21 protein-coding genes and 1 tRNA gene are annotated in these 26,070 nt (G+C 69.5%); 8 read left to right on the plus strand and 14 right to left on the minus strand.

From position 1 onward, the window contains the following. Window positions 1-365: 365 nt before the first annotated feature. Complete coding sequence (gene selD / locus HCH03_RS09680) at window positions 366-1,448, plus strand: selenide, water dikinase SelD (RefSeq protein WP_221689335.1); 1,083 nt, start codon at window positions 366-368, stop codon at window positions 1,446-1,448. A gap of 15 nt (window positions 1,449-1,463) precedes the next feature. Here selD and HCH03_RS09685 read toward each other — a convergent pair whose 3' ends face one another. The 7 genes from HCH03_RS09685 to HCH03_RS09715 all read right to left on the minus strand — a co-directional run bounded on the left by HCH03_RS09685 (window position 1,464) and on the right by HCH03_RS09715 (window position 7,989). Continuing rightward, window positions 1,464-1,715 carry a putative Se/S carrier-like protein gene (locus tag HCH03_RS09685; RefSeq protein ID WP_221689336.1) on the minus strand — a complete coding sequence of 84 codons (252 nt, stop codon included), beginning with the start codon at window positions 1,713-1,715 and terminating at the stop codon, window positions 1,464-1,466. Window positions 1,716-1,727: 12 nt separating this feature from the next. Then, window positions 1,728-2,336 carry a sulfurtransferase-like selenium metabolism protein YedF gene (gene yedF / locus HCH03_RS09690; RefSeq protein WP_221689337.1) on the minus strand — a complete coding sequence of 203 codons (609 nt, stop codon included), beginning with the start codon at window positions 2,334-2,336 and terminating at the stop codon, window positions 1,728-1,730. 187 nt (window positions 2,337-2,523) lie between these two features. Continuing rightward, complete coding sequence (locus HCH03_RS09695; RefSeq protein WP_221689338.1) at window positions 2,524-3,663, minus strand: aminotransferase class V-fold PLP-dependent enzyme; 1,140 nt, start codon at window positions 3,661-3,663, stop codon at window positions 2,524-2,526. Window positions 3,664-3,768: 105 nt separating this feature from the next. Continuing rightward, on the minus strand, window positions 3,769-4,521 hold the full coding sequence (locus HCH03_RS09700; protein WP_221689339.1) for an acyl-CoA dehydratase activase: 753 nt from the start codon (window positions 4,519-4,521) through the stop codon (window positions 3,769-3,771). Window positions 4,522-4,853: 332 nt separating this feature from the next. Next, window positions 4,854-5,237 (minus strand): DUF3343 domain-containing protein, encoded by a 384-nt coding sequence (locus HCH03_RS16815; protein WP_368042444.1) that lies wholly within the window; start codon window positions 5,235-5,237, stop codon window positions 4,854-4,856. A 4-nt stretch (window positions 5,238-5,241) separates the two neighbouring features. Beyond that, window positions 5,242-6,519: a double-cubane-cluster-containing anaerobic reductase gene (locus tag HCH03_RS09710; RefSeq protein WP_221689340.1), complete on the minus strand. Its 1,278-nt coding sequence runs from the start codon at window positions 6,517-6,519 to the stop codon at window positions 5,242-5,244. Between the two features lie 228 nt (window positions 6,520-6,747). After that, window positions 6,748-7,989 carry a glycosyltransferase family 4 protein gene (locus HCH03_RS09715; RefSeq protein WP_221689341.1) on the minus strand — a complete coding sequence of 414 codons (1,242 nt, stop codon included), beginning with the start codon at window positions 7,987-7,989 and terminating at the stop codon, window positions 6,748-6,750. A gap of 88 nt (window positions 7,990-8,077) precedes the next feature. Between HCH03_RS09715 and selA the strand changes: the two genes are divergently transcribed. From selA to HCH03_RS09730, 3 genes are all read left to right on the plus strand, one after another. After that, window positions 8,078-9,541: an L-seryl-tRNA(Sec) selenium transferase gene (gene selA / locus HCH03_RS09720; protein ID WP_221689342.1), complete on the plus strand. Its 1,464-nt coding sequence runs from the start codon at window positions 8,078-8,080 to the stop codon at window positions 9,539-9,541. Next, window positions 9,538-11,487 carry a selenocysteine-specific translation elongation factor gene (gene selB, locus HCH03_RS09725; protein ID WP_221689343.1) on the plus strand — a complete coding sequence of 650 codons (1,950 nt, stop codon included), beginning with the start codon at window positions 9,538-9,540 and terminating at the stop codon, window positions 11,485-11,487. Before selA ends, selB begins: the two co-directional genes overlap by 4 nt. Window positions 11,488-11,828: 341 nt before the next feature. Further along, window positions 11,829-11,925: transfer RNA gene (locus HCH03_RS09730), tRNA-Sec, on the plus strand. Between the two features lie 80 nt (window positions 11,926-12,005). Here HCH03_RS09730 and HCH03_RS09735 read toward each other — a convergent pair. From HCH03_RS09735 to HCH03_RS09760, 6 genes are all read right to left on the minus strand, one after another. Next, window positions 12,006-14,432, minus strand: a complete 2,427-nt coding sequence (locus HCH03_RS09735) for a glycoside hydrolase family 3 C-terminal domain-containing protein (protein ID WP_221689344.1) — start codon at window positions 14,430-14,432, stop codon at window positions 12,006-12,008. Window positions 14,433-14,568: 136 nt separating this feature from the next. Next, window positions 14,569-15,987 (minus strand): APC family permease, encoded by a 1,419-nt coding sequence (locus HCH03_RS09740; protein WP_221689345.1) that lies wholly within the window; start codon window positions 15,985-15,987, stop codon window positions 14,569-14,571. A gap of 215 nt (window positions 15,988-16,202) precedes the next feature. After that, a complete protein-coding gene (locus tag HCH03_RS09745) occupies window positions 16,203-17,507 on the minus strand; it encodes a serine/threonine protein kinase (RefSeq protein WP_221689346.1) in 1,305 nt (434 codons plus the stop codon). 65 nt (window positions 17,508-17,572) lie between these two features. Beyond that, entirely contained in the window at window positions 17,573-17,992 is a 420-nt protein-coding gene (locus HCH03_RS09750; protein WP_221689347.1) for an XRE family transcriptional regulator, read from the minus strand. 141 nt (window positions 17,993-18,133) lie between these two features. After that, entirely contained in the window at window positions 18,134-18,910 is a 777-nt protein-coding gene (locus tag HCH03_RS09755) for a DUF4352 domain-containing protein (RefSeq protein WP_221689348.1), read from the minus strand. A 249-nt stretch (window positions 18,911-19,159) separates the two neighbouring features. Continuing rightward, window positions 19,160-20,020, minus strand: coding sequence for an aldo/keto reductase (locus HCH03_RS09760; RefSeq protein WP_080143187.1), 861 nt, complete (start codon window positions 20,018-20,020; stop codon window positions 19,160-19,162). Between the two features lie 388 nt (window positions 20,021-20,408). Here HCH03_RS09760 and HCH03_RS09765 point away from each other — a divergent pair, with 388 nt between their 5' ends. After that, complete coding sequence (locus HCH03_RS09765; protein WP_221689349.1) at window positions 20,409-21,659, plus strand: MFS transporter; 1,251 nt, start codon at window positions 20,409-20,411, stop codon at window positions 21,657-21,659. Window positions 21,660-21,857: 198 nt separating this feature from the next. After that, a complete protein-coding gene (locus HCH03_RS09770; RefSeq protein ID WP_246599932.1) occupies window positions 21,858-22,958 on the plus strand; it encodes an aldo/keto reductase in 1,101 nt (366 codons plus the stop codon). Window positions 22,959-23,066: 108 nt separating this feature from the next. Here HCH03_RS09770 and HCH03_RS09775 read toward each other — a convergent pair whose 3' ends face one another. Beyond that, window positions 23,067-23,915, minus strand: coding sequence for an aldo/keto reductase (locus HCH03_RS09775; protein WP_221689351.1), 849 nt, complete (start codon window positions 23,913-23,915; stop codon window positions 23,067-23,069). A 121-nt stretch (window positions 23,916-24,036) separates the two neighbouring features. Between HCH03_RS09775 and HCH03_RS09780 the strand changes: the two genes are divergently transcribed. Beyond that, entirely contained in the window at window positions 24,037-24,888 is an 852-nt protein-coding gene (locus tag HCH03_RS09780; protein ID WP_221689352.1) for a LysR family transcriptional regulator, read from the plus strand. A 311-nt stretch (window positions 24,889-25,199) separates the two neighbouring features. After that, entirely contained in the window at window positions 25,200-26,036 is an 837-nt protein-coding gene (locus HCH03_RS09785; protein ID WP_221689353.1) for an SDR family NAD(P)-dependent oxidoreductase, read from the plus strand. Window positions 26,037-26,070: the final 34 nt, after the last annotated feature.

Here is a 26,070-nt window from a genome sequence, read left to right on the forward strand (position 1 = left end):
GAGCCGCCCCCAAGCGGGGCGTGCTCTTCGTGAGGTTTTCGGCGAAAGGCCTTCCATACGCTTTCCCCTGCCGTGAACGGTATGTTTTCGCAGGTGAAAGACATTGTGAGGCGGCGAGCGGTCGGGCGGGCGGCCAGGTGGACGGGCGCGAGGTTTCGGCCTGCGCGCCTCAGGGATCGGCAACCGGCCGGGCGGCGCGCGGCTCGGCGTCCACGGTAACCGCACGGTTCCGGCGGCGAGGCGCCCTGCCCGCGTCGAAGCGGTGTCCTGCTATACTGGCTGCGGACAACGAACCGGCCGCGGGTTCCCCGCCGGAAGGCGCGGGCGCGCGGCGCGAAGCGGACGATGAACGAGAAGGAGCCCCCATGGACGAGCTCGAGCGCATCAAACTGACGAAGCTCACGTCGAAGGGCGGTTGAGCGGCGAAGTGGGGTCCGGGAGACCTCGACGACATTCTGGCGTCGCTCGCCGCGACCGGCGACGGGCAGGAGCCCGTGCCGGGGTCCGAGCGGCTGCTGCTGGGTTTCGGCACGTGCGACGACGCGGCCGTGTGGAAGCTCTCCGACGACGCGGCGGCCGTGCTCACCGTGGACTTCTTCACGCCCATCGTGGACGACCCGTACGAGTTCGGGCGCGTGGCGGCCGCCAACGCACTTTCCGACGTGTTCGCCATGGGGGCCGTGCCGCACGTGGCGCTGAACCTGCTGGCGCTCGACTGCGCGCTGGGGCCCGACGTGGCCGGAGCCATCCTGCGCGGCGGCGCGGATGCCGTGCGCGAGGCGGGCGCGGTGGTGGCCGGCGGGCACACCATCGACGACGCCGAGCCGAAGTACGGCCTCGCCGTGTTCGGCACCGTGCATCCCGACCGCATCGTGCGCAATGCCGGAGCGCTGCCGGGAGACGCGCTGTACCTGACGAAGCCTTTGGGAACCGGCATCATGGTGGCCGCGCGCGCCTGCGACCTCGTGGACGACGCGGGACTGCGCCCGGCGGTGGAGTCGATGATGGAGCTGAACGCTGCGGGGGCCGCCGCGCTCGCGGAGTCCGGCGTGCACGCCGCCACCGACGTGACGGGCTTCGGCCTGGCCGGGCACCTGCACGAGCTCTTGGAGGCGAGCGGGTGCGCCGCGTCCCTCGACTTCGCCGCGCTGCCCCTGTTCGACGGCGTGGAGGGCTTCGCGCGCGCCTACTGCCGGCCGAACCGCCTGTTCACCATCATGGACCAGGCCGAAGGATACGTGGAGCAGGGCGCGCTGGACGACGACGAGTACGACAACCGCCTGGCCGTGATCTGCGACCCGCAGACCTCCGGCGGCCTGCTCGCCGCCGTGCCGCCCGAGGCGGCGGGCGTGTTCGAGCGCGCCTTCGAGGCCCGCACCGGCCGTGCGCCTGCGCGCATCGGACTCGTGGAGGTCGGCGAGGCGGGCGCAATCCGCTTCGCGGGGTAGCCGCCCGCTGCGGCGCTACAGCTTTTTCAACAGGCGGTACTCTCCCGTCTCGTCGGCGTAGAGGGCGGCCAGGCCGCGGGCCTCGTCGACGGTGGCGGCGAGCGCGGCGGCCGCCCTCTCGTCGTCGGCCTCGAAGCGCAGCGTCATGCCGCAGCTCGCGGTGATGGCGCGCGGCGTGGGGATCACGGCGGGGCGCGCGGCGGCGAGCGCCTTGTTGGCGGCCATGGCCGCGTGGGTGGACTCGAACGCCAGAAGGAAGCGGGGCACGGGGCGACCCTCCTACAGCGTGATGACCTTGGCCGCCTCCTGCATGCGGCCAAGGATGTCGTACATGTTGGAAACCTCGCCCACGGCCAGCTGGTCCTTCACGCCGTAGAAGTCCAGGCACGTGCCGCACACGAGCACCTCGGTGCCCTTCTCCGCGAGCGCGCTCACGTTGTCGACGACCTGCTGCTCGCCGCCGGCCACGAGCTTCACGCCGGAGTTCATGAACAGCAGCGACGCCGGCACGTCGTCGGACTCGGACAGGGTGTACAGCGCCATCTTCATGAGGTTGTAGCCGAGCTCCCCGTCGCCCTCCCCCACGTGGTCCTTGCCCACGAACACGGCGTAGCCGCAGCCCGCGCCCGGCGCGCAGGCAGCGCCCGTCGGCGCAGGGACCGATGCCGGGACTTCGCCGTCGCCTTCGGCGAACGAGACGAGCCAACCGCCCTCGATGTCGTCCACGGACACGACCAGACCGGTCTTGCCGCCCAGGCGCGTGAGGTTCTTCACGGCCGTCTCGTTGTCCACCTGCACGGACAGCTCGCGGCAGCCCGCGTCGATCTCCTTCTTCGCCAGCACGAGCGGTTTGGGGCACTGCATGCCGAATGCGTCGATGATCTTCATGTACGGTTCCTTTCGTCGTGCGGTTTGCTCTGCTTTCGCCGGTTGCCCGCGGAGGCTCATCAAGATCGACGAACCCCCGTAGGGGCGCTCTCCTGAGCGCCCGCTCGCGCGAAGCGCGAGAACGCGAGCCCCGGCCGCTTTTCCGGCTTCGCCGGAACGGGCGATCAGGAGATCGCCCCTACGGAGCCTACTTGCTTGCGACGGCGGCCAGCGCTGCCAGGCCCTCGTCTATCTCGTCTTCGGTGGTGAAGCTGGAGAAGCTGAAGCGCACGGCGCCGCGCTCCTCCGTGCCGAGGGCACGGTGCATGAGCGGGGCGCAGTGGGCGCCCGCGCGCGTGCAGATGCCGAACTCGTTGGACAACCGATCGGCTGCGAGCGCCGAGTCAACCCCTTCCACGTCCACGGCCACGATGCCGCAGCGGTCGATGCCGCCGTGCCCGCCCAGCACGCGCACGCCCGGTACGGCGAGCGCGCCGGCCTCGAAGCGCTCCGTGAGCGCGCGCAGGCGCGCGGCCACGTTGTCCACGCCCTCGCGCTCCAAGTAGGCCACGCCCGCCGCCAGGCCGGCCAGCCCGTGCGCGTTCACCGTGCCGGCCTCCAGCGCCTCGGGCATGAAGCGCGGGTGCCGCTCGTCGAAGCTGTGCGTGCCGGAACCGCCCTCCAATAGAGGCGGCACGTCCACGCCCTCCGCCACGGTCAGGCCGCCCGTGCCCTGCGGGCCGTACAGGCTTTTGTGCCCGGTGAAGCACACGACGTCGGCGCCGAGCGCGCCCATATCGAGCGGCAGCGCGCCCGCCGTCTGGGCGGCGTCGAGCACGAAAAGCGCCCCCGCCTCGTGGGCGAGCCGCGCCATGCGCGCCACGTCGTACACGTCGCCTGTGAGGTTCGACGCGTGCGTGGCCGCCACGAGGTCCACCCCGCCCTCGAGCAGCCGCTCGTAGGCGGCGAAATCGAGCGCCCCGTCCGGCCCGACGGGCGCGACGTCCACCGTGCAGCCCCGCTCGTCGCGAGCCTTGTACAGCGGGCGCAGCACCGAGTTGTGCGAGGCTGCCGTCGTCACGGTGCGGCCGCCGGCGGGCAGCAGCCCCGCGAGCGCGATGTTGAGCGCCATCGTGGCGTTCGCCGCGAACGACACGCGCGCCGCCGAGGGCGCGCCCAGAAGCCGGGCTACCTTGTCGCGCGCGTCGTACACGGCCATGCCGGCGTCGAGCGATGCCTCGTGCACGCCGCGTCCCACGCCGCCGAACGAGCCGATGGCCGCGGCCACGGCCTCGGCCACCTCGGGCGGCTTGTGCCGGGTGGTGGCCGCGTTGTCGAAGTAGATCATGTGCGAGCCTTTCCGTTTGCTCTCCGCATCATACCAGTTCCCCGCCCCGCATCCGCGCGCACCGGCGCATGCCGCAGAACCGACAGCGAAGCGACACCCGCCGCGTCACGGCAGCGCGCTCAGCGCCGCGCCCAGGGCGCCGGCGAAGCGGGCCTCGGGGCAGGTGCCCACCGGCTTGCCCAGGTGCGCGGCCAGGCGCTCCACCACGTAGCCGTTGTCGCACAAACCGCCGGTGAGGAAGTACGCCTCGCCCGGCATCTGCGCCGCGAGCGTCGCCACGCGCGCCACCACGGACTCGACGACGCCGTTGGCGATGTTCTCGCGCGGCTCTCCCTTGCCCACGAGCGAGATGACCTCGGACTCGGCGAACACGGTGCACATGTTCGAGATGGGGGTGGGGCTGCCGGCCCGCGCGAGGCGGGCGAGCTCGTCCTGGTCGACCGCCAGGCGATCGGCCATGATCTCCAAGAAGCGCCCGGTGCCGGCCGAGCACTTGTCGTTCATGACGAACTTCTTCACCGCGCCGCTCTTCAGCACGATGACCTTCGTGTCCTGCCCGCCCACGTCCACCACCGTGCCGTCGCGCCCGAACAGGCGCGCTGCGCCGCGGCCGTGGCAGGTGATCTCCGTGACCACCTTGTCGGCGTACGGCACGGCCACGCGCCCGTAGCCGGTGGCCACGCACGCGCCGTCGCCCACGTCGATGCCCGCCTCGTCCAGCAGCGCGCGCACGCGGCGGGCCGCCTCCACGCTGCTGAAGCCCGTGGGGCAGAGGAACGTGCGCGAAAGCGCGCCGTCGGCGTCCAACACGGCGACCTTCGTGGCGGTTGACCCCACGTCGATGCCCACGTAATGCATGGTCTTCCTTTCATCGTCCTCGTTCGCGGCGCCGGTTCTTCAACAGCTGGAGCCCGTAGGGCAAGGGCTCTGCCCTTGCCATTCAACAAGGCGCGTTCCCGCAGGTCGGCGGCAAGGGCAGAGCCCTTGCCCTACGGGGCGGTTGCCGAACACGCGCGGTTGTGCTTTCCGTTCGAGTCCCTTCCGTTGTCATCCTGAGCGGAGCGCGCAGCGCGGAGTCGAAGGATCTTCGACGAAGGGAGTCTCCCGTTACCGAAGATCCTTCGACTACGGCCTTCGGCCTGCGCTCAGGATGACAACAGTTCGCTCGGAACGACCGACGAACGCGCACCCTAGCAGTAGCGGTCGCGGTCGGGGCGTATCTGGCGGGCGAGGCGTGCCACGCCCTCGACGTGGGCGCCGCATTCCCGGGCGACGTCGCGGATGCGCTCCTCGTCGTCGCACGACACGAGCAGGCTCATGCCGCAGGTGGCGCGCGCGGCGCGCGGCGTGGGCGCGATGCGCGCGCCCACGCCGGCGTCCTTCAACGCGGAGAACAGCGCGAGCCCGTCGGTGTGGCCGCGGAACAGCACGTAGCAGTCCACGGGCCCCTCCGGCACCCCTTCCGCAGGCGCCCCCGTCGGGCCGCCTTCGCGGCCGGCCGGGCCGGGCGCCCCCGCAAGCGCGTCGGGCGCAACGCCCTCGCAGCCCTCGCGGCCTTCCCCGACGGGCTCCACGGGCCTACTCCCCCAGCATTTCCACGAACGCGCCCACGCGCGTGCGCAGCTGCTCGGCGTCGTTGTCGGCGTAGTCCGTCTCCAGCGCCAGCACCGGGATGCCCTCGGCCTCGAGCGCAGCGGCCAGGCTCGGCTTCTCCACGTTGTAGAGCGTGCAGAACTTCAGGTTCGCGTCGATCACGCCGTCCACGTGGTACTCGCGCGCCATGCGCACGACGTCGTCCACGCGGCCGGGGTTGGGCGTGAAGCAGGCGCAGTTGTTCTTCATGTAGCGCTCGCTCAGGGCCTGGAACTGGCTCTCCAGCGTATCCGCGCCCTCGTCCACCAGGTTCTCGAAGTAGCGCGTGCCCGTACACATCTCCTCGCACACCACGGCCGCGCCGCTCGTCTCGATGATGTGGTGCAGCTTCCAGTTCGGGATGGCCAGCGGCGTGCCCGTCACCAGGATGCGCTTCGTGCCCGCCGGGAACACGCTCACGCCGTCGGCGACGCGCTGCTCCAGCTCGTCGGCCAGCTTGTTGGCCATCTCGGCGCAGCGGGCCGGGTCGTCGAAGAACGCGATCTGCACCATGAGCAGGGCGTCCTTGCCGCTGATGGGGATGCAGTTCGTCGCCTTGCGCGCCTCGAACACGCGCGCGAGCGCGCGGCGCTTCTCGTTGACCAGCCTGATGGCCGCGCCCAGGTTCTCGGGCGTGAGCGCGCGTCCCGTGACCCCTTCCACCTCGGCCGCGAAGTCGGCGATCTCGCCCGTCCACTTGTCCACGTCCTTCTGCCGCTTCATCTGGGGCATGTCCATGACGTAGGTGCGCTTGTCAGCGCCGAGTATCTCGTAGGCCTTCTTCTTGGCGTCGCACGTCGTCTCGCCCACGTACACGTCGGCCACGCTGAAGTAGGGGCAGGTCTTGCCGAAGTGCGCACCCAGCGACGCCTTGACCAGCGGGCACGTATCGCTCGGCAGCACCTTCTCGCCCGCGGGCACCCAGAACTGCGAGCCGCCGCAGAGTCCCGTGACGGCGCCGCCGCAGGCGATGACCACCTCGTCGGGCACGAACACGCAGAACGTGCCGAACACCTTGCCGCCCTGTTTCTGCAGTTCGATGAGCTCGGCGGGGCGCACGCCGTGTATCTCGGACACGACGAAGTCGTAGAAAGCCATGTTCTCGGGGCGATTGTCCTGGCTCAGGTACGTGTCGCCGAACGCGTCGGGCAGCACGGCGCATAGCTGGTCGTGCGTGTCCAGATCCATGTCAAGGTCGGTCCACATCTGGCGGTAGTCGGTCATAGCTTCCTCCTCGCAGGGGGTCTGCGTCTCGTCTTCTCGTTTCATGCGATGCAAAGCCGTTCGCAGGCATGCGGAAGCGCCGCCCGGAACGGCGGTGCAGAACGGGCGGGCGCGTGGCAGAGGCGCGCTCGCCGGCTTCCCTTGAAGCGCGGTGAGGGGCCGGACGTCCCTTTGGGCAGAAGAGAGGTGCGCACGGAGGCAGAAGCGCGCACCGGGATCGTGGGGCCGTTAATGCAGATTATAGCGCGCCGCAGCCGCCTGGGCCATGACGTTCGCCATCGCGTCGGCGACGTGCTCCCACGCCAGACCGCTCGTGTCGCACGGGCGCGGCGGCAGCGCCAGCGTCTCCTCGACGGCGCGGGCGAGCCGGCGCTCGAACGCGGGCAGCGCCGCCGGATCCGGCTCGTCGACGCCGAGCATGCGCGGCGGCTCCACGTACACGATGGGCGCTTGGGGGATGCGCTCGGCGAGCCACGGGCGGATGCCGGGCAGGTCGGTGACAACCACCGTGCAGCCGCAGGCCAGCGCCTCCACCACCACGAGCGGCAGGCCCTCGTAAAACGACGGCAGCACGAACACGTCGGCGCGGCGCAAGGCCCGCGCCAGCTCGCCTTGCGCGAGCTTGCCCAGGAACTCCACCGGGTGTTCGCACGCGCGGGCCCGCGCGCGGATGCGCTCGTACTCGTCCGCCGCGCCCGCGCCGCCGGCCAGGCGCAACCGCAGCCCCGCCGGGCCCGCGTCCACCTGGTCGATGGCCGCAAGCAGGCTCGCCACGCCCTTCTTGTCCGCGATCTTGCCCGCGTACGCGAGCTCGGCCGCGCGCGGGCGCGCCCCCGCCGAAGCGGCCGGGCGCGCCTCGGGCGCCCGCGAGAACACGTCTTTGTTGTAGCCCGTGCCGATCACGTGGATGCGCGCCGGGTCAACGCCGTAGGCGCGCTCGATCTGGCGCTTCTGCTCGCCGTGCAGCGCGAACACGGCGTCCAGGCCGCGCACGCCCGCCACGATGCGCTCGCGCGCGAGGTCGTGCGAGGCCATCTGCCGCAGGTCGGTGGAGTGGGACACGGCCCCTAGGGCACGGTGCGGCAGGCGCTCGCGCGCGACGGCGGCCAGCAGGTACAGGTGGTGGCAGACGACCGCGTCGGGCCGGAAGGCGGCATCCGCCTCGGCCAGCGCCGCCGAGAACGCCGCGTCGAAGCGCGCCGTCATGTCCGGCGTCAGGTCGCGGTAGCGCGTGGAGCGGTACGGCATCTCGTCGGACATGCCGACCACCGGAAAGGGCAGCTCGTCCGTCTCGAAGCGCACGGGGCGCACGAGCACGCCCGGCGGCAGGACCGGCTCGTCGCGCGGTCCGACGCCGCACACGACGGCGGCCTCGTGCCCGGCGGCCACCTGGCAGCGCACCGTTTCGGCCAGGTACACGCCGCTGCCGGTGCTGTCGGGTTTCTGCGCGGTGACGTTGAGGATTCTCATAGCGCCATAGTAGCGTCTTTCCGGCATCCGGTCTATCGCGGCTTGGTATAATGGCTCGCAATCGACGATCATGAGAAAGGCCCCGCCCATGCCCACCGAAGCGTCCCGAGAACTGCTCCGTTCCCTCCCGCAAGTCGAGGAGGTGCTGCGCGCACCGCGCGTCGAGGCGCTCCTGGCCGACCTCCCCCGACCCTTCGTGGTGGAGGCGGTGCGCAACGCGGTGGATGCGCTGCGCAGGCGCATCCTGGACGGCGAGCTCTGCGACGTGTCGGAGGCGCGCGTGGCCGAGGACGCCGCCGTGCGGGCGCTCGCGCTCACGCGCCCGTCGCTGCGGCGCGTGGTGAACGCGAGCGGCGTGATCGTGCACACGAACCTCGGGCGCAGCCCGCTCGCCCCCACCGCCGTGAAGGCGGCGCTCGACGTGGCGGGCGGCTACTCCACGCTGGAATACGACACGGACCGCATGGCGCGCGGCAGCCGCCACACCCACTGCGAGCGCCTGATATGCGCGCTCACCGGCGCCGAGGCCGCCATCGCCGTGAACAACAACGCCGCTGCCGTCATGATGGTGCTCTCCGAGTTCGCGGGCGGGCACGAGGCCGTGGTGTCGCGCGGCGAGTTGGTGGAGATAGGCGGCTCGTTCCGCATCCCCGACATCATGGCGCTCTCGAGGGCCGCCATGGTGGAGGTGGGCACGACGAACAAGACGCACGAGGCCGACTACGAGCGCGCCCTGGGGCTCGATACGGCCATGCTGCTGAAGGTGCACCCGTCCAACTACCGGCTCATCGGCTTCACGGAGAGCGTGGGCGTGCGCGAGCTGCGCGCGCTGGCCGACGCCGAGAACGCCCGGCGCAAGGCGGCCGGCACGCCGGCCGGGGCCCCCGACGTGCTCGTGTACGAGGACCAGGGATCGGGCGCGCTCATGCGCCTGGACGCCTTCGGCGCCTACGCCGAGCCGGCCGTGGCCGAGTCGCTGCGCGCGGGCTGCGACCTGGTGTCGTTCTCCGGCGACAAGCTGCTGGGCGGCCCGCAGGCCGGCATCGTCGTGGGCGCGAAGCGCCACATCGACCGCCTGAAGGCCAACCCGCTCGCCCGCGCGCTGCGCCTGGACAAGATGACGCTCGCGGCGCTCGAGGCCACGCTGCGCCTGTACCTGGAGCCCGAGCGCGCGCTGGCCGAGATACCCACGCTGCGCATGCTGGCCGAACCGGCCGAGGACGTACGCGTGCGCGCGGAGAAGCTGCGCGACACGGTGGCGGCCGCGCTGCCGGCCGGATGCGCGAAGCTCGACGTGGTGGAGGAGGTGGCCCGTGCCGGCGGCGGGGCGCTGCCCATGTGCGACATCCCCACGTTCTGCGTGCGCGTGGCGTTTTCGCGCGGCGACGCGCTGGGCTGCGAGCGGCACCTCGTGAGCGAGCGCGCCGTGCCCGTGGTGGGGCGCCTGAAGAAGGACGCGCTGCTGCTGGACGCGCGCACGGTGCTCGGCGAGGACGAGATGGACGAGATCGCGGCGGGGCTCGCCGAGTACTTCGCCGAGGTGGGGGCATGACGGGGGCCGCAGGCGCGCCCGAGCGTCACGTCGTGCTGGGCACGGCGGGGCACATCGACCACGGCAAGTCGTCGCTCGTGCAGGCGCTCACCGGCACCGACCCCGACCGCCTGGAGGAGGAGAAGCGCCGCGGCATCACCATCGAGCTGGGCTTCGCGCAGCTCGACTTGCCGGACGGCTCCTCCATGGGCGTGGTGGACGTGCCGGGCCACGAGCGGTTCGTGCGGCAGATGATAGCCGGTTCCACGGGCATCGACCTGGCGCTTCTGTGCATCGCAGCCGACGACGGCGTCATGCCTCAGACCGTGGAGCACCTGGCGGTGCTGGAGCTTTTGGGCATCGACCGCTGCGTGGTGGCGCTCACCAAGACCGACTTGGTGGACGAAGACTGGGCGGCGTTCATGGCCGACGAGGTTCGGGAGCGCCTGGCCGGCACCCCCTACGCCGACGCTCCCGTCGTGGGCGTGTCGGCGCGCACGGGCGCGGGCCTGGACGACCTGCGCGCCGCGCTCGCCGAAGCCGCCCGCGGGCTCGCCCGGACGAAGGAGGGGTCGGCCGCCCGCCTGCCCGTGGACCGCGTGTTCACCATCAAAGGGTCCGGGACCGTGGTCACGGGCACGCTGTGGAGCGGGTCGGTGTCGGCCGGCGACGAGCTGGAGATACTGCCCGAGGGAACGCGGACGCGCGTGCGCTCCGCGCAGATCCACGGCCACGCGGTCGAGCGCGCCGACGCGGGCAACCGCGTGGCCCTCAACCTGGGCGCCGTGGGAACCGACGACGTGCGCCCCGGAAGATGGGTGGCAACGCCCGGCGCGGTTGAGCCCACGGACCGCTTCGACGCGCGCCTGGCGTACCTGGGCGCCGAAGGCGTGCCCGGGGCGTTGGCCACCGGCACGCGCGTGCGCGTGGCCCACGGCACCGCCGAGGTGGCGGGGCGCGTGCTGTTCATGGACGGCCGCCAGGAGCTCGCGCCGCGCGAGAGCTCGTATGCGCAGATCAGGTTGGACGAGCCGTTGCCCGTTTGCGGGGGCGACCGCTTCGTCGTGCGCTTCATGACCCCCGTGCGGGTGATGGGCGGCGGCCAGGTGCTGCACGCGCACCCGCGCCGGCGCACGAACCTGAAACCCGGCGAGGAGGCGCTGCTCGACGCGCTGCGCGCCGGCGACGAGGACGCGGCCTGCGACGCCGCGCTCGCGCTGGCCGGACGTCCCGTCACGGCCGACGAGCTCGCGGGCGCGGCCGGCATACCGGCATCCTCCGCCGTCCGGCGGCTCGAGGAGCGGTGCGCGGGGGGCGGGCTCGAGCGCCTGGGCACGGGCGCCGGGAGCCACTTCGCCGAACGCGCCGTGCTGCAGAAGCTCGACGCGGCGCTGGAGAACGCGCTCGTGCGCTTCCATGCCGAGCAGCCGGCGGCCACGGGCGTGTCGAAGAAGGCGCTCGCCGCCCGTCTGCCCGGCGCGCTTTCGGACGCGTGCGTCGACGCGCTGGTCGACCGCGCCCGCGCGGACGGGCGCGCGGTGGTCGACGGCGGCCTGATCGGCCACCCCCGTGCCGGCGGGGGCGCTCGCAAGATGGAGGAGCAGGCGGCCGAGGCACTGGCCGAGGCACTGGCCGCAGCCGGCTCCGCGCCGCCGAGCGTCCCCGAGCTCGTCGCGCAGACGGGCGTCGACTCCTCGGTGGCCCACCGCGCGCTCGGCGCGCTCGAGAAGGCCGGGCGCATTCGGCGCGTGAGCGGCGATTTCGCGTTCGATGCGGCAGCCTACGAGACGCTGGAGCAGGCGGCCGTGAAACTGCTGCGCGCGAAGGAAGGCGCCACGGCGGCCGAACTGCGCGACGCCATGGGAACGACGCGCAAGTACGCCATACCCCTGCTGGAGCACTTCGACGCCCAGGGCGTCACACGCCGAGACGGCGACGCGCGCACGCTGGGCCCCAAACGGTTGTGACCAGGACCGCGCCAAGGAACGTGCCACTTCGTCGATCTTTGTAGGGCTGTGTCAAAAGCCGCCGAAAGGCGCTCTTTCAACGACCGCACCGTAGGGCAAGGGCTCTGCCCTTGCCGCCCAACAAGCGGCGTTTTCGCAGGCCGACGGCAAGGGCAGAGCCCTTGCCCTACAAAACCAACGAAACGGTGCTTTTGACATAGCCGCCACGGGGCAGACCGTCGGGAGCGCGCGTTTCAGCGATCGTTTCAACGCCATCCGGGCTGGAAGATGACGGTTTTTCGCATTTTGCGGCGTTTCGGGCTTTTTTACCGTATTATGTTCAGCGTTGCATTTTGCTCGATGGAGATGGATGGGTCCTGGTGGGCCCCGCGGCCTTCAAAGCCGTTGTGAGGCGCGCAGAACGTCTCGGGTGTGTTCGATTCGCACGCATCTCCGCCAACGAGCCCTTCCCACGCACCGCCGCCGATTTCGGCGCGCATCCAACCACCCGCCTCGCAAAACCCGTGGACGCCAGCTCCTTAGCGGCCGCGGCAAACGACGTCGTCCTCGCAGGGCGCGGGCGACGCGGCCTTGGCTGCGGACCGGCTCTTCAAGGTCCGCAGCTTCCTGAACCCGCGCACGAAACGGTAGTTCACTATGTCCACCACCGCGTCCACCAGGTTCATGTCCGTGCCGGACATGGCAAGCGCCCTGAGCGGCGCGTCCATGACCGCAAGCTCGGCCTGGGCCCGCGCGGCGGCGTCGTCGGGCAGGAACAGCCGAAGCTCGTGGCGCAGGAGGAAGTGCACGGCACGGCCCACGAGGGACGCCTTCAGATCGCCGACCGTGGCGTTGGCCGTGTAGGGGCGCATGGCCACGACCTTCTTCGGCAGCGGTCGGCCGTACAGCTCCTTGAACGCCTCGTCCGTGAATCCGCCCGGCCGCACGCGGCGGTAGCCGTCCGGCGCGCCGTCGTCGCGGCGCGGAGAGCCCGCGACCTCCACCCGCGCGCGCAGGCGCACATCGCGGCTCGAGGCGGCGAGCCTGACCTCGTAGATGCCCGCCTCCACCCTCCACGCCCCGGCGTCGGCGTCGTAGCTGGCGAAGGCCCGTCGCGACAGCGGCAGCTCCACGCGCCGTTCCTCGCCCGCCTCGAGCGCCACCTTCGCGAAGCCCTTGAGCTCCTGCGGCGGCCGGAACGCACCGGGGTCGAGCGGCGCAACGTACAGCTGGACGGCCTCTTTGCCGAAGATGCCGCCTTCGTTGCGCACGAGGCACGACACCGCGAAGCCGCCTTCGCCGTCCGCCTCCACCCGCAGGTCGCGATACGAGAACGTCGTGTACGACAGGCCGTAGCCGAACGGATAGGCCACCTTCGCGCCGGCCGCGTCGTAGTAGCGGTAACCCGTGTAGACGCTCTCGCGGTAGAGCGCTTGGCGGCCCTTCTCGGGGAAGAACCCGGCGCAGGGCGTGTCGGCCAGGCGCTCGGGCCACGTCTCGGCGAGTTTGCCCGAGGGGTTGGCCCGGCCGAGCAGCAGGTCGGCCGTTGCCCGGCCGCCCCGGCATCCGGCCAGGTAGCTCAGCAATATCGCGCGCGGCCCGCCGCGCCACGGCAGCTCCACGGGCGACCCGCCCTGCAGCACCGCCACCGTGTCGGGATTCGCGGCGCACACGCGCTCCACGAGCGCGTCGTGCCCGGCCGGAAGCTTCATGTCCGCACGATCGGAACCCTCGGACTCCCAGGCGTCCGGCAGTCCAACGAACACGACGGCCACGTCTGCCGCCGCAGCCGCGCGCGCGGCCCCGTCCAACAGCGCCTCCGACGTTTCGCCCGTGGCGACGTCGTAGCCGGGCGCGAAGACGCACGCGGCGCCCGACGCCTCGAGCGCGTCCCAAGCGCAATCGAGCGACACCGGGTTGATCTTCGACGAGCCGGCGCCCTGGTAGCGCGGCTCCTTCGCGAACGCGCCGATCACGGCCACGCGCGCGCCGGGCGCTATCGGCAGCACGCCGTCGTTTTCCAGCAGCACCGCCGCCTCCGCAGCGACGGCGCGCGCCACGTCCAGACGCTCCTCCGCGCGCGTCCGCACGTCCATCCCGCGCGCGGCCTCGTGCTTGGCGTGCAGCTCCAGCACACGGCGCACAGCCTCGTCCAAACGCTCTTCGGGCAGCGCGCCCGCGCGCACGGCCGCCTCGACGTCGGCGCGGTAATCGGGCCGGGGGCCGGGCATGACCAGGTCCAAACCCGCAGGCAGGCTGGCGGCGTTGTCGTTCTCGGCACCCCAGTCGCACACGTACGCGCCGTCGAAGCCCCACGCGCGCCCCTGTCCCATGAGCCGCTCGCTCTCGGAGCAGTACGTGCCGTTCAACAGGTTGTAGGCGCACATGACGGACCATGGCCGCGCGCGCTTCACGGCGATGCGGAACGGCTCCAAATAGAGCTCGTGCAAGGCGCGCTCGTCCACCACCGCATCCACGATCAGGCGGTTCGTCTCCTGGTTGTTGCAGGCGAAGTGCTTGAGCGACGTGCCCACGCCGCGGCTCTGCACGCCCTCGATATAGGCGGCGGCCAGATGTCCCGCCACGTACGGATCCTCGCTGAAGTACTCGAAATTGCGGCCGCACAGCGGGCTGCGCTTCAGGTTCGCGCCCGGCCCCAGGACAACGGCCACCCCCTGCTCGCGCGCCTCGTCGCCCAGCGCCTCGCCCATGGCGCGCACGAGGCCGACATCGAACGTGCAGGCCGCGGCGCTCGCCGTGGGGAAGCACACGGCCGGCTCGCTGTCCGCAAGTCCCAGGTTGTCGGCCGCGCCCGCCTGCCGGCGCAGGCCGTGGGGGCCGTCCGACACGAGGATGGGGCCCACGCCCAGCCGCGGGCAGCCGCCGAGCTCCCAATACCCCTCGCCCGTCAGGCACGCGCACTTCTCCTCGAGCGTCATCGCTTCGATCACGGCGTCGACGTCCACCCGCACCCCCTTCGCCAACCATCATGCACCCGCGCTCCCGCGCGGCTTCGAAGCCCATGATAGCCTATCGACCGCTTGCGGACGGCCGCGAGCACGCAACGGCGGAGCGCAAAAAAAGGGCGCCGGCCGCTCCGCCCTATCCCCCTATCGTCACCTCGCGCTTGAACCCGTAGCGCAGCACGAGGTAGTACGCGATGCCCGCCGCCATCCATATGAGGCCGAGCACCTTCGCGGGCACGTCGAGGCTCCACCAGGTGTAGCCGATCACGGTAATGCCGCACAAAGGCGACAGCAGATGCGCCGCCCAGCGCCCGTCGCGCTTCTTGACGAAGAAGTACCCGATGACGGTGACGTGCAGCATGAGGAAGGCCGTGAGCGCGCCGAAGTTCACGAACAGCGAGATGGTGTCGGTGCCGAGCCGCCCGAACGTCAGCACCAGCACGAGCGTGAGGGCTCCCACGAACAGCGACGCCACGTAGGGCGTATGGTATTTCGGGTGGATCCTCGCCAGCGGTTTCGGAAGCCCGCCCGCGCGCCCCATGGCGAAGAGTATCCGCGACACCGCCGTCTGCGCGGCCAGCGCCGTGAAGATGCCCCAGGCCAGCGCCGTGGCGACCGCGCACACGACGTACAGCCACCTGCCGCCCACCACCTGCGCCACGAGGTAGAAGGCGTTGCCCGAGTCGCCCGCGAACGCGGCGCCGTCGGGGCTGATGCAACCAGCGATGTAGGTCTGCAGCACGAACAGCGCGCCCACGATGGCCAGCGACGCCATCATGGCGCGCCCCGGGCCGCGGCGGCCGTCCTTCGCCTCCTCCGACAGCGTGGCGATGCCGTCGAAGCCCAGAAACGACAGCACGCCCAGCGACACGGCGCTCATGACCAGGTTCGGGTCGAACGTGGAGGGGTTGAAGAGAGGGTCCAGCGAGAAACCGCGCGATACGGGATCGGCGAGCAGCCACCGGACGCCCAGCACGACGAAGACGAGCAGCACGAGGACCTCCAGCACGAGCGCCACGCGGTTCACGATGTCGGTGAGGCCGATGCCGCGCACGTTCACGAACGTGTTCGCCACCACGAACACCACGGCGAACGCCCAAGGCGGGATCTCGGGCACGAGGCCGGACAACGCCGTGGAGGCCACCACGTACATGAGCACGGGGATCAGCAGGTAGTCGAGCAAGAGCGTCCAGCCCGTCACGAAGCCGATGCCCTTGCCCAGGCCGCGCGAGGTGTAGGCGTACACCGAGCCCGCCACCGGCCACTCGCGGATGAGCATGCTGTAGGACAGCGCCGTGAACACCATGGCCAGCGTCCCCACGAGGTACACGAGCGCGGGCATGCCGCCCGACTCGGAGAACACGCCGCCGTAGATGCCCATCGGCGCGATGGGAACCATGAAGATGAGCCCGTACACGATCATGTCCGGCACGGTGAGCACGCGCTTGAGCTGACGGGCGCCGGTATCGGGCGACCCGCCGACGGCGCTCGATGCGGAGGAGGCCGCGTTCGCGCCCGAGGCGCGGCGGCTGGGTCCGTGTGCGGCTTCTGCCATGGGCCGGCTCCTTTCGGGATGGGGTAAGCGCACGCTGCGCCCGCCGGCCCGCCGGCCGGCCGTTCGCCCCACTCTACCCCCGAACATTCCCCGCGCGCCCCGCATCGATCCACCGTCAACGACTCGAAGCGCTCCCGTTGCCTGTACCTCAGCCGCAAACGGAACAATCAGGCCACTTGGACGAGCAAGCGCGTCCGAATACGGCGAAAGTCCGCCTATCCGGTGGCCAGGCTCACGTCAACCGGAGGAAAGAACTGCCCCGTCACCATGAACACCGCCAACCCCGCGAGGAACACCACGAAGCACACGGCCATATCGCGCTCTACGGAAATGCTCAGCAGCCGCGGGACGAAGCGCCCCAGGGGGCGGCGATCCGAAACGAGGTAGAGAACCGGCCCCACCACGAGCAGCACGAGGCTGCCGTACGACAGGGCGCGCAAGCCGAGCGGGGCCGCCGCGTACTGCGCCGAGCCTTGGGCGGGGTCGATCGTCTGGATGGCCGCCACGGCGCACAGCAGCGCGAAGAACGCGACCAGCAACACGTCCCAGACGACTCCGAGCGCGAAGGGGATGCGGGACAGCATGCGCCCGAGCGCCGTGCGCGGAACCCTGCGCTTCTCCGCGGAACCCGTCTGAGGATCGCCGGTCGCCGCCTCTCGCGAGAGGGCTCGCATAGGCACGGGAGCTGCGGCTCCCGGAAACGCATCCACGGTGCCCGAGCACCCGACCGCCGTACGGAAGGCCCGCTCCAACTCGACGACGCTCCCGTAGCGGTCGGCCGGATCGAACGCCGTCGCCCTCACGATGACCGCGCGCGTCGACTCGGGCACGCGCGCATCGTGGAACCCGTTTTTGCGCGCCTTCGCATCGGGGGTTTTCTCCGTCAGGCAAAAGTACAGCAGCATCCCCAGCGCGTAGACGTCCGAGCGCACGTCGGTCTGCCCGTAGCCGAACTGCTCGGGCGGCGCGTAGGCGCGGGTGCCGAAGCGGCGCGTGTCCTCGTCGGCTCCGTCGTTGAACGTGCGCGAGATACCGAAATCGATGACGGTGAGGCTGCTGCTCGTGAGCATGATGTTCGACGGCTTGAGATCGCGATGGATGATGGGCGGATCGAACCCGTCGTGCAACTCGCTCACCGCTTCGCACAGCTTGGGGAACACGTCGCACGCCAACTCAACGGAAGGGTCGCAGCGGTACACCACGTCGGCGAGCGTCTCACCTCGCACGTACTCCATGACCACGGCTCGCCGCTCCCCCGCCCTATAGCAATCGACGATAAGCGGCACGTGGAGGAACCGGCGGCCGGAGCGCTGCGCCTTCATAATGCGTTCGTACGCCAAGCCGAGCCCCGCGTCTCCGTCGAGGTACTTGCGCACGTACGGGCCCTGCTCGGCGCCGTTCGCGCCCACGAAGAAGACGCGCTGGGTCGTCTCGAACACGCCGTCTTTCAAGACGGCGTCGACGCGGTAGCAATCGTCACGCGCAAGGGCATCGAGGTGTTCGGCAAGTTCGTCTGGCATGGTGGGGTCCATGGTACCAGATAACGCCGGGAACGCTCCCAGGCGATGCCGATTCGCTTGCGGCATCAGCAGATCGTGTCTTCGCCGAACCGGTACAGCTCCTCGTCGGTTTTCTGCAGCCCGTATCCTCGGTCGAGGCAGAAGATAATGATGGCGTCGCGCCGGCTCTTGCAGTACAGCTCGTTGGCGCCCGCCGCCTGCAGCAGCCGGTCGGCCTCTTTGAGCGAGAGGCCCATGGCGAAAACCAGCTGCAGCACCTTGTTGCGCGAAGCGCCACGCTGCCCCATGAAAATCTGGTACCCGAACGTCTCGTTGAGCCCGGCCTTCCGCACGACTTCGGCGCGTTCGAGCCCCTTCTCGTCAAGAAGCTGCTGCAGGTAGCCGGACAAGCTGCGCTCCTTGATGCGATGACTGTCCGCGAATGTTTTGGGATCGGGAGCATCAAGCAACTCTTGCAACAGCTCGTCGGTCAAGGGTTCTTTCACGCGGCGCTTCCTCCGTTTGCGTTTTGCCGTAGGGTTCATGATACCAGTTGTCTCCGGCGCGTCGAAAGGGCGTCGCGGCACCGCCCGAAAAAGGGCCTCGCGCAACGGCCCACCCGAGACCGGGCAGACGGTTCTGGCACGCTAGGATACGACCCAAGCGACCGTGCTGTCACTGAACATATTGGAGTAGTACAGTACCTTGGACACGCCGCCGTCAAAATAGACGTTACCCGTGACCGTGCCGCCCGGCGCGAGCGTGCCGGAGTTCAACTCGTTTTCGGCCTCGGAATAGTAGGCCGTGTTCCGCTGGGCTCCTTGCGCATCCTGCGCTTTCCAGTCGAACACGTTGAACGAAGCCTCGCGAGACCCGTTGTTCGCGTAGGTCACCGCGACGGCCACTATCTCCGACCCGTCGTAATTCGCGAGTCCGGGCTGAACGGACTGCACGCACACGGACAATCCGTCGTCCAGGTCGACGGCGCTGCCAACGGAGAGGTTGCTGTAATCCTCTTTCGGCGACGGATCCGAAGACGCCGCCTGGTCGTTGGCGGCGGAGGTCGAGGAGCCCACGACGCTCGGACCCGAAACCGCCTTGTCGATGGCGGCGCTGTACATGCTCTGCGATGCCAGGACGACGACGATGGACACCACGCTCAGCACGAGGCCGACCACGGCCAAAACCTTGCCCTTGCGCGTCTTACGAACGGTTGCCACCAATCCGACGATGGCGAAGATCGCGCCGAGCGCCGCCAAGAAGAAGGAGAAGTTGTTGATGATGGGGAGGGCCGAAGTGAGGAGGGCAACGATGCCCAGCACCAAACCGGTCACGGCCATGGCGGACGTGGAGAGGACGGTGTTTGGCGCCGGCTGCCCGTAAGGGCGGCTGCCGTCGACACGGGGATACTGCTGTTCGCTCATAGGAGTCCTTTCTCTGCGAGGCCGTTTGGCCCCTCCTTTGATGAAGCACTGCCTATGCTAAGCAAACCGATGGTCGAAAACATTAGCTGGAAGCTAATATCCCTCAGGCGGGGTGAGCAGAGAAAGGGCCCGCTTCAAGCGGGCCCGGCGAACTTTCGGTGCGCATGTTGAAAACGAAAGCCCGATCGCCCGTCATGCCAAGCACGAACGACCCGCCTCCGCAGATGGCGAAACCGCGGCGGGAGACTCTTAGAAGTCTATGGTGTCGGGATCGAGGCCGCTTTGGCCCAGGGGATCCAGCTCGTCGATGCGTTGCAGGTCCTCGTCGGTGATGTTGAACCAGAACACGCGGGCGTTCTCGGCGATGCGGCCCGCGTTCGTCGACTTCGGCAGGGGGATGGCGCGCCGCTGCAGGCACCAGCGCACGCACAGCTGCGCCACCGTGCAGCCGTAGGAAGCGGCGATGTCGATGAGCAGCTGGTTCTCCAGCACGCGCCCCGAACCGAGCGGCGACCACGCCTCCACCACGATATCGTTGCGGTTGCAGAAGTCGCGCGTGGCCTGCTGGTTGCAGCCGGGATGCAGCTCTATCTGGTTCACCATGGGAAGGATCTCGGCGGCGTCCATGAGGGGCTCCAAATGGCGCGGCTTGAAGTTGCTCACGCCGATGGCGCGCACCTGGCCGTCGAGGTAGAGCGTTTCGAGGGCGCGCCACGTCTCCTGGTTCGTGCGCTGCCAATCCTCGTCGGAGCCCTGCGTTGCGGGCCAATGGATGAGGTAGAGGTCAACGTAGTCCAGGTGCAGCTTCTTGCGCGACTCCTCGAACGCCTTGAGCGCGGGCTCGTAGCCGCGGTCGGTGTTCCACACCTTCGTGGTGACGAACAGCTCCTCGCGCGCGAGCCCCGACGTGGCCAGCGCCTTGCCCACCGTGGCCTCGTTGTCGTAGAACGCCGCCGTGTCGATGTGGCGGTAGCCGTCCTCGAGCGCCTGGTGCACGGCGTCGATGCCCACCTCGCCGTCCGGCATCTTGTAGGTTCCGAAACCGACGCAGGGAATGCCGTAGCCGTTGCGCAGGGTAATCCGGTCTTGCTGGCTTTGCAGATCTGCCATGAATGCCTCCTCGTTCGCAGGCGGCGCCACCCCGAGCGCGCGGATCGCGTTTCGCCTTCGCTTTGTGTATGCGCACCACGATACCCGTTTGCCGGCGGCGCGTCCCCCGTGCTTCCAAATCGTCACGCGCCCGTAGGCGGGAGGTGCGGAAACGGAGCCGAGCGCCCCACCGATGCCTTAACCGAGCGCCCCTTTCGTCGGTTCGCTTCGCGTTCGTCGCCGGAAACTCCGGAATCGTCTTAAGACCTAGCGATGGGCGAACGGGAAGCGCGCTTTTCCTATACGATTTGCGCATAGAGATTGTTTCATTATAGGTATTAGCTATTGCTGCAGGGACGAGGTACGGTAGCGGAGGAATAAGTCGCCCCTTGTCAGAAAGAACGTCGCCATGAAAACCGTATCGAAAGCCCGCCCATCCTTCGTCGCCGCGCTGCTCGTGGCCCTGGCGTTCGCGCTCGGGTTCGCCGAGTTCGTGCTCATCGGCATCACGCCGGACGTGGCCGAAGGACTGGGGGAGCCCCTCACCCTCATCGGAGACATCGTGGGCTACTACGCGCTCGCCTGCGCCGTGGCCACCCCGGTGGTTGCGCTCGCTACGGCGCGCGCGAACCGCTTCAAGCTCACGGCCGTGCTGCTCGTCGTGTTCAATGCCGGCAACCTGCTCACCTTGTTCGCGGACGGCTACGCCCTGCTGCTGATGTCGCGCCTGCTGCCGGCGGCCACGTCCGGCACGCTGCTGGCCATCGCCCTCACCTACGTGCCCGAGATCGTGGACGTGGGGAAGGTGGCGCGCGTGCTGTCGTTCGTGCTGGCTGGCTTCTCGGTGTCGAGCGTCGTCGGCGTGCCCATCGGCACCGCGCTCGCCGACGCCTTCGGTTGGAAGGCCGCCTACGCCTGCGTGCTCGTGCTGGGTCTGGTGGTGAGCGCGCTGCTGCTACCGGCCCTTCCCCGCAAGGCGCGCGCAGCGCACGAGACGACAACGCTCCGCTCGCAGCTGCGGCTTCTGGGCGACAGGCGCGTGCTGGCCAACATCGCCATGATCCTGGCGGGCGCGGCGTCCACCTACGTGTTCTACACCTACCTCACGCCCGTCCTCGAGGACGTCATGGGCTTCGGCGGCGGCGCCGTGAGCGTCATCCTGTTCGCGCTGGGCGCGGCGTGCGTGGTGTCGAACCTACTGTCGGGGTGGGTAGCGAACCGCTTTGGCATGCGCGCCCTGCCGCTGACGTTCGCCCTGCACGCCGCCTTGTTGGCGCTGCTGGCTGTGACCGTGCCCCTGGGCGCGGCGGGCCTCGCCGACATCGCGTGCGTATGCCTGCTCATGTACGTGATGAACTCCACCGTGCAGATGCTGTTCCAAGACGTGGCGCGGCGGGACTACCCGAGCGCGCTCACGTTCTCCTCGTCGCTGCACCCCATGTCGTTCAACGCCGGCATCGCGCTCGGCTCGTTCGCGGGCGGCGTCGTGGTGAACGCGGGCGGCCTTCTGGCCACAGGTCCGATCGGCGCGCTGTTCGCCCTGGTCGCCGCCGTGCTTGCACTCGTGCTCGTGCGCCTGACGGCACAAGATCGCGAGGAATCGACCACCACCGAGCGTCTGAGCAACAAGCTGGAAGACCGCTTCAAAGAGAGCGCGTAAAAGGGCCGAAACGCCCGTAGGGGCGGGCTGCTGCCCGCCCCTACGGGCAACCAGCGACGACAAGCAGCCATCGTGCCCGTTCGTTTTTGGAAGCAGCCAACACCCTCGAGCCGCTTGACTTGGAGGCGGCTCCAAGGAATACCATGGAGCGAAACGACAACGACGGGTAAGACAATCGAGCGAAAGGCAAGCATGACCATGAAATACCGCACCTTCCCCCACGGCGGCGAGCGCGCGAGCGTCATCGGCTTCGGCATGGGGTCCATCCACGAAGCGGCCGACGAGCGCGAGATCGAGGCCGCACTCGAACTGGCGCTCGACGCGGGCGTGAACTTCTTCGATCTGGCACCCTCCGAAGCGGCCCCCTACGCCCCCTACGGCCGCGTGCTCGCGCCGCGACGGGCGGATGTGCTCACGCAGATGCATTTGGGCGCGGTGTACGGCGCGGGCGGCCAGTACGGCTGGAGCCGCGATCTGGACGCTATCAAGCGCCAGTTCGCGCGCGTGCTGGACACGCTGCAGACCGGCTACACCGACTTCGGCATCATCCACTGCATGGACGAGGACGACGACTTCGATGCCATGCGGCAGAACGGCATCTGGGACTACGCGCTCGAGCTCAAGCGCCAGGGCGTGATCCGCAACCTGGGCTTCTCGTCGCACAACCCCGCCGTCGCGCGGCGCTTCCTGGACACGGGCCTGGTGGACGAGTGCATGTTCAGCGTCAACCCGGCCTACGACTACTCGAAGGGCGCCTACGGGCGGGGCCGCGCGGACGAGCGCATGGACCTGTACCGCGCCTGCGAGCGCGACGGCATCGGGATAGCCGTGATGAAGGCGTTCGCCGGCGGACAGCTCTTGGATGCGAAGGCCTCGCCGTTCGGCCGCGCGCTCACGAAGGCGCAGTGCATCGCCTACGCGCTGGACAAGCCGGGCGTGGTATGCGTGCTGCCGGGCTTCCGCGACGCCGCCGACGTGGCGGAGGTGCTGGCGTTCTGCGACGCGTCCGAGGAGGAGCGCGACTACAGCGTCATCGGCACGTTCGCGCCGCAAGAGGCCGAGGGCCGCTGCGTGTACTGCCACCACTGCCAGCCCTGCCCGGTGGGCATCGACATCGGCATGGTGAACAAGTACTACGACCTGGCCCGCGTGGGCGACGACATGGCCGCCGGCCACTACCGCAAACTCGCGCTGCACGCGGGCGACTGCGCAGGCTGCGGCCACTGCGACGCCCGCTGCCCCTTCGGCGTCCGCCAAAGCGAGCGCATGCGCGAGATCGCCACGTACTTCGGGGAGTGACGGCACCGCGCAGCGGGCGCGTTGTCGCCCGAAAGACTCGTTTTTCTCCGCGAAAGCGAGTCTTTCGGGCGACAACGCGCCCACGCCTCCGTCGTTCGGCAGCGGCCCTCAGTGCACCTTCAGCTCGTTGAGCATCTTGGCGAACGCGGGGTCGTGGTGGTCTACGATGCTGCTCTTCCCCTGGTCGAGCGCCGCGATGGCCGCCAGGTCCTCGGCGTCCAGCTCGAAGTCGAACACGTCGAAGTTCTCCTCGATGCGCTCAGCGTGCACCGACTTCGGGATGGCCACCACGTCATCCTGCATATGCCAGCGCAGGATGACCTGGGCCACGGTCTTTCCGTGCTTGGCCGCGACGTTCGCGAGCGTCTCGTTGGCGAAGATACCTTGGCTGCCTTCGGCGAAGGGACCCCACCCTTCCGGCTGCACGCCCAGCTCGGCCATGAGCGGCTTGGCCGCGGCCTGCTGGAAAAAGGGATGGTGCTCCACCTGGTTCACGGCGGGGACCACCTTGTTGTTCATGACCAGGTCGACAAGGCGCGCCGGCTCGAAGTTCGACACGCCGATGGCGCGGATGCGGCCCTCCTCGCACAGCTCCTCCATCGCGTGCCATGCGCCGTAGTAATCGCCGAACGGCTGGTGGATGAGGTAGAGGTCCAGATAGTCCAAGCCCAGCTTGTCGAGCGAGGTTTGGAACGCCCGCTTGGCGCCCTCGTAGCCGGCGTCCTGCACCCAGAGCTTCGTGGTGACGAACACGTCTTCACGAGCGATGCCGCTCTTGGCCAGCGCCGCGCCCACGGCTTCCTCGTTCATATAGGCTGCCGCCGTGTCGATCAGGCGGTATCCAACCTCCAGCGCTTTCGACACCGCGCGCTCGCACGCGGCCGCATCGGGCACCTGGAACACGCCGAAGCCCAGTTTCGGCATCTCCACGCCGTTGTTCAACGTGACGAACTCCATGATCGCTTCCTTTCGCTCGGTTTTTCCTCCGTCCCCATTGTGGAGGGCGAGGCGCGCGCTGTACAATGCCGATCGAGCAACATGGCATGCATCGCGCGCATGCCGAAAGGAGGCGGATCCCGTGGAACTCGAGCAGCTGCGCCATTTGGACGCCATCGCCCGCCACGGCACCGTGTCGAAGGCCGCCGACGAGCTGCGCTTGTCCCAGCCGGCGCTCAGCCGCTCGATCCAGCGGCTCGAGGCAGAGCTGGGTGCGCCGCTGTTCGACCGCACGAAGAACCGGCTCGCCCTCAACGATGCAGGTCGGCTCGCGCTCGAGCACGCGCGCGAAGTGCTGCGCGACGTCGAGCGCCTGCGGGACGCCGTGCGCGATTTCGAGCGCGGTCAGCGCACCCTGCGCGTGGGCACCTGCGCGCCGGCGCCGCTCTGGCGGCTGGCGTCCCTCGTGTCGGAAGCGCTTCCCGAGGTCATCCTCACGACCGAGACGCTGTCCCGCAAGGATCTCGAGCGCGACCTGATGAGCGAGCGGATCGACCTCGCCGTCCTGCCGAGCCCCTTCCCCGTGCCGACCGTCTCGTGCGCGCCCTTCATGCACGAGAACCTGTTCCTCTCCGTGCCTGAGGGCCACCCGCTGGCCGCACGCGCGAGCATCGATCTTTCCGAGGTGGACGGCGAGACGTTCCTCCTGTACACCGGCATCGGCTTCTGGCGCGACCTGTGCCGCGACCGCTTGCCCAACGCGCGCTTCGTGGAGCAGAACGACTACCTCGTGTTCGGGCAGATGGCGAGCGCCACTCCGCTGCTCAGCTTCTCAAGCGACGCCCACGGCGCGGCCCTCGCCGCGCAAGGGCGCGCGCTCCTGCCCATCCGCGACGCCGGCGCTCACGTGACGTTCTACCTGGCCTCGCTCAACGAGAACCGCGAGAGGCTGACACCCGTGCTCGACATGGCACGGGAGGCGCGTCAACGCTGACGCCGAGCTCCCCGTGCCGGAAAGCCCGTCCACCTCACGCTGCGGGACCGCCTCCTGAAACGCCCCGCCGCAACTGCGCGGTCGTAGAACCCTCTTGCGGAGGCGCCGACGCTTGCACGCGGGATGGCGATCGCGGCCGGCGAGCCAATGCGGGACGCGCGCAAGGCTCCGCTCCGAACGGGATGCCCCGTCCCCTCGCTTGCGGGCCGGTATCCGCATGTTACCCACCTGTTCGCGGAACGCCGAACGCCGTGGCGGAAGATCGCCTTTATACTGGCAAGCATCAGAATGCTTGGGAAAGGGAGCATCGCATGGTCGATTACGAGCTGGACGGCAAGGTGGCCATCGTCACGGGCGCGGCGGGCGGCGGGGCCGGCGGCACGGGCCTGCGCATCGCGCAGCTGCTGGCCGAGCAGGGTGCCAAGGTGGTCATGGCCGACATCAAGCCGACGGGCCAGGAGGAGTCGGACAAGCTGAACGAGCAGGGCCACGACACCTTCTTCGTGCAGATGGACCTGGCCGACGAGGCGTCCATCGTGGCCCTCGTGGATGCGGCTGTGGAGCGCTACGGCGAGCTGGACATCGTCGTCAACTGCGGCTTCATGCAGCTCAAGGAGGGCCAGCTGCACGAGACGCCCGCCGAGGTGTGGGACCGCATCATCGCCGTTGACATGCGCGGCGACTTCCTCATGATCCACCACAGCCTGCCGCATCTGCTGAAGCAGGGCGGCGCCATCGTCAACGTGAGCTCCACGGCCTCGATCGCAGGCGAGGACAACACGGCCGCCTACGCGTGCGCCAAGGCCGGCGTGAACGCGCTCACGCGCTCGGTGGCCGTGCAGTACGGCGATCGGGGCGTGCGCTGCAACACCGTGGTGCCGGGCTCCATCCTGAGCGAGGGCATCCTCGCCTACGCCGAGACGAACGAGTCGGTGAAGTTCCAATTCGACATGCTGAAGCGCCACGCGCCGCTCAAGCGCCACGGCACCGCCGACGACATCGCCAACGCGGTGCTGTTCCTGGTCAGCCCCCTGGCCCGCAACATCACCGGGCAGACCCTCGTGAGCGATGGCGGCTACTCCATCCGCTCCGGCATGTGGGCCGACGTCCACGAGTACAAGCAGACGCACTCCTGGGACACGATGTAAGGATCCGCAAGCGCGATCGCGCCGCGCGCCGCCG

Origin of the sequence: Gordonibacter massiliensis (ex Traore et al. 2017) (genome assembly GCF_019731765.1) — a bacterium.
Taxonomy (GTDB): domain Bacteria; phylum Actinomycetota; class Coriobacteriia; order Coriobacteriales; family Eggerthellaceae; genus Gordonibacter; species Gordonibacter massiliensis.

Bases quoted from the DNA above. Each gene is read 5' to 3' on its own strand.
- yedF (WP_221689337.1), bottom strand. From the start codon at position 2,336: ATGAAGATCATCGACGCATTCGGCATGCAGTGCCCCAAACCGCTCGTG.
- HCH03_RS09695 (WP_221689338.1), bottom strand. From the start codon at position 3,663: ATGATCTACTTCGACAACGCGGCCACCACCCGGCACAAGCCGCCCGAG.
- HCH03_RS09700 (WP_221689339.1), bottom strand. From the start codon at position 4,521: ATGCATTACGTGGGCATCGACGTGGGGTCAACCGCCACGAAGGTCGCC.
- HCH03_RS09710 (WP_221689340.1), bottom strand. From the start codon at position 6,519: ATGACCGACTACCGCCAGATGTGGACCGACCTTGACATGGATCTGGAC.
- HCH03_RS09715 (WP_221689341.1), bottom strand. From the start codon at position 7,989: ATGAGAATCCTCAACGTCACCGCGCAGAAACCCGACAGCACCGGCAGC.
- selA (WP_221689342.1), top strand. From the start codon at position 8,078: ATGCCCACCGAAGCGTCCCGAGAACTGCTCCGTTCCCTCCCGCAAGTC.
- selB (WP_221689343.1), top strand. From the start codon at position 9,538: ATGACGGGGGCCGCAGGCGCGCCCGAGCGTCACGTCGTGCTGGGCACG.
- HCH03_RS09740 (WP_221689345.1), bottom strand. From the start codon at position 15,987: ATGGCAGAAGCCGCACACGGACCCAGCCGCCGCGCCTCGGGCGCGAAC.
- HCH03_RS09745 (WP_221689346.1), bottom strand. From the start codon at position 17,507: ATGCCAGACGAACTTGCCGAACACCTCGATGCCCTTGCGCGTGACGAT.
- HCH03_RS09755 (WP_221689348.1), bottom strand. From the start codon at position 18,910: ATGAGCGAACAGCAGTATCCCCGTGTCGACGGCAGCCGCCCTTACGGG.
- HCH03_RS09760 (WP_080143187.1), bottom strand. From the start codon at position 20,020: ATGGCAGATCTGCAAAGCCAGCAAGACCGGATTACCCTGCGCAACGGC.
- HCH03_RS09765 (WP_221689349.1), top strand. From the start codon at position 20,409: ATGAAAACCGTATCGAAAGCCCGCCCATCCTTCGTCGCCGCGCTGCTC.
- HCH03_RS09770 (WP_246599932.1), top strand. From the start codon at position 21,858: ATGAAATACCGCACCTTCCCCCACGGCGGCGAGCGCGCGAGCGTCATC.
- HCH03_RS09775 (WP_221689351.1), bottom strand. From the start codon at position 23,915: ATGGAGTTCGTCACGTTGAACAACGGCGTGGAGATGCCGAAACTGGGC.
- HCH03_RS09785 (WP_221689353.1), top strand. From the start codon at position 25,200: ATGGTCGATTACGAGCTGGACGGCAAGGTGGCCATCGTCACGGGCGCG.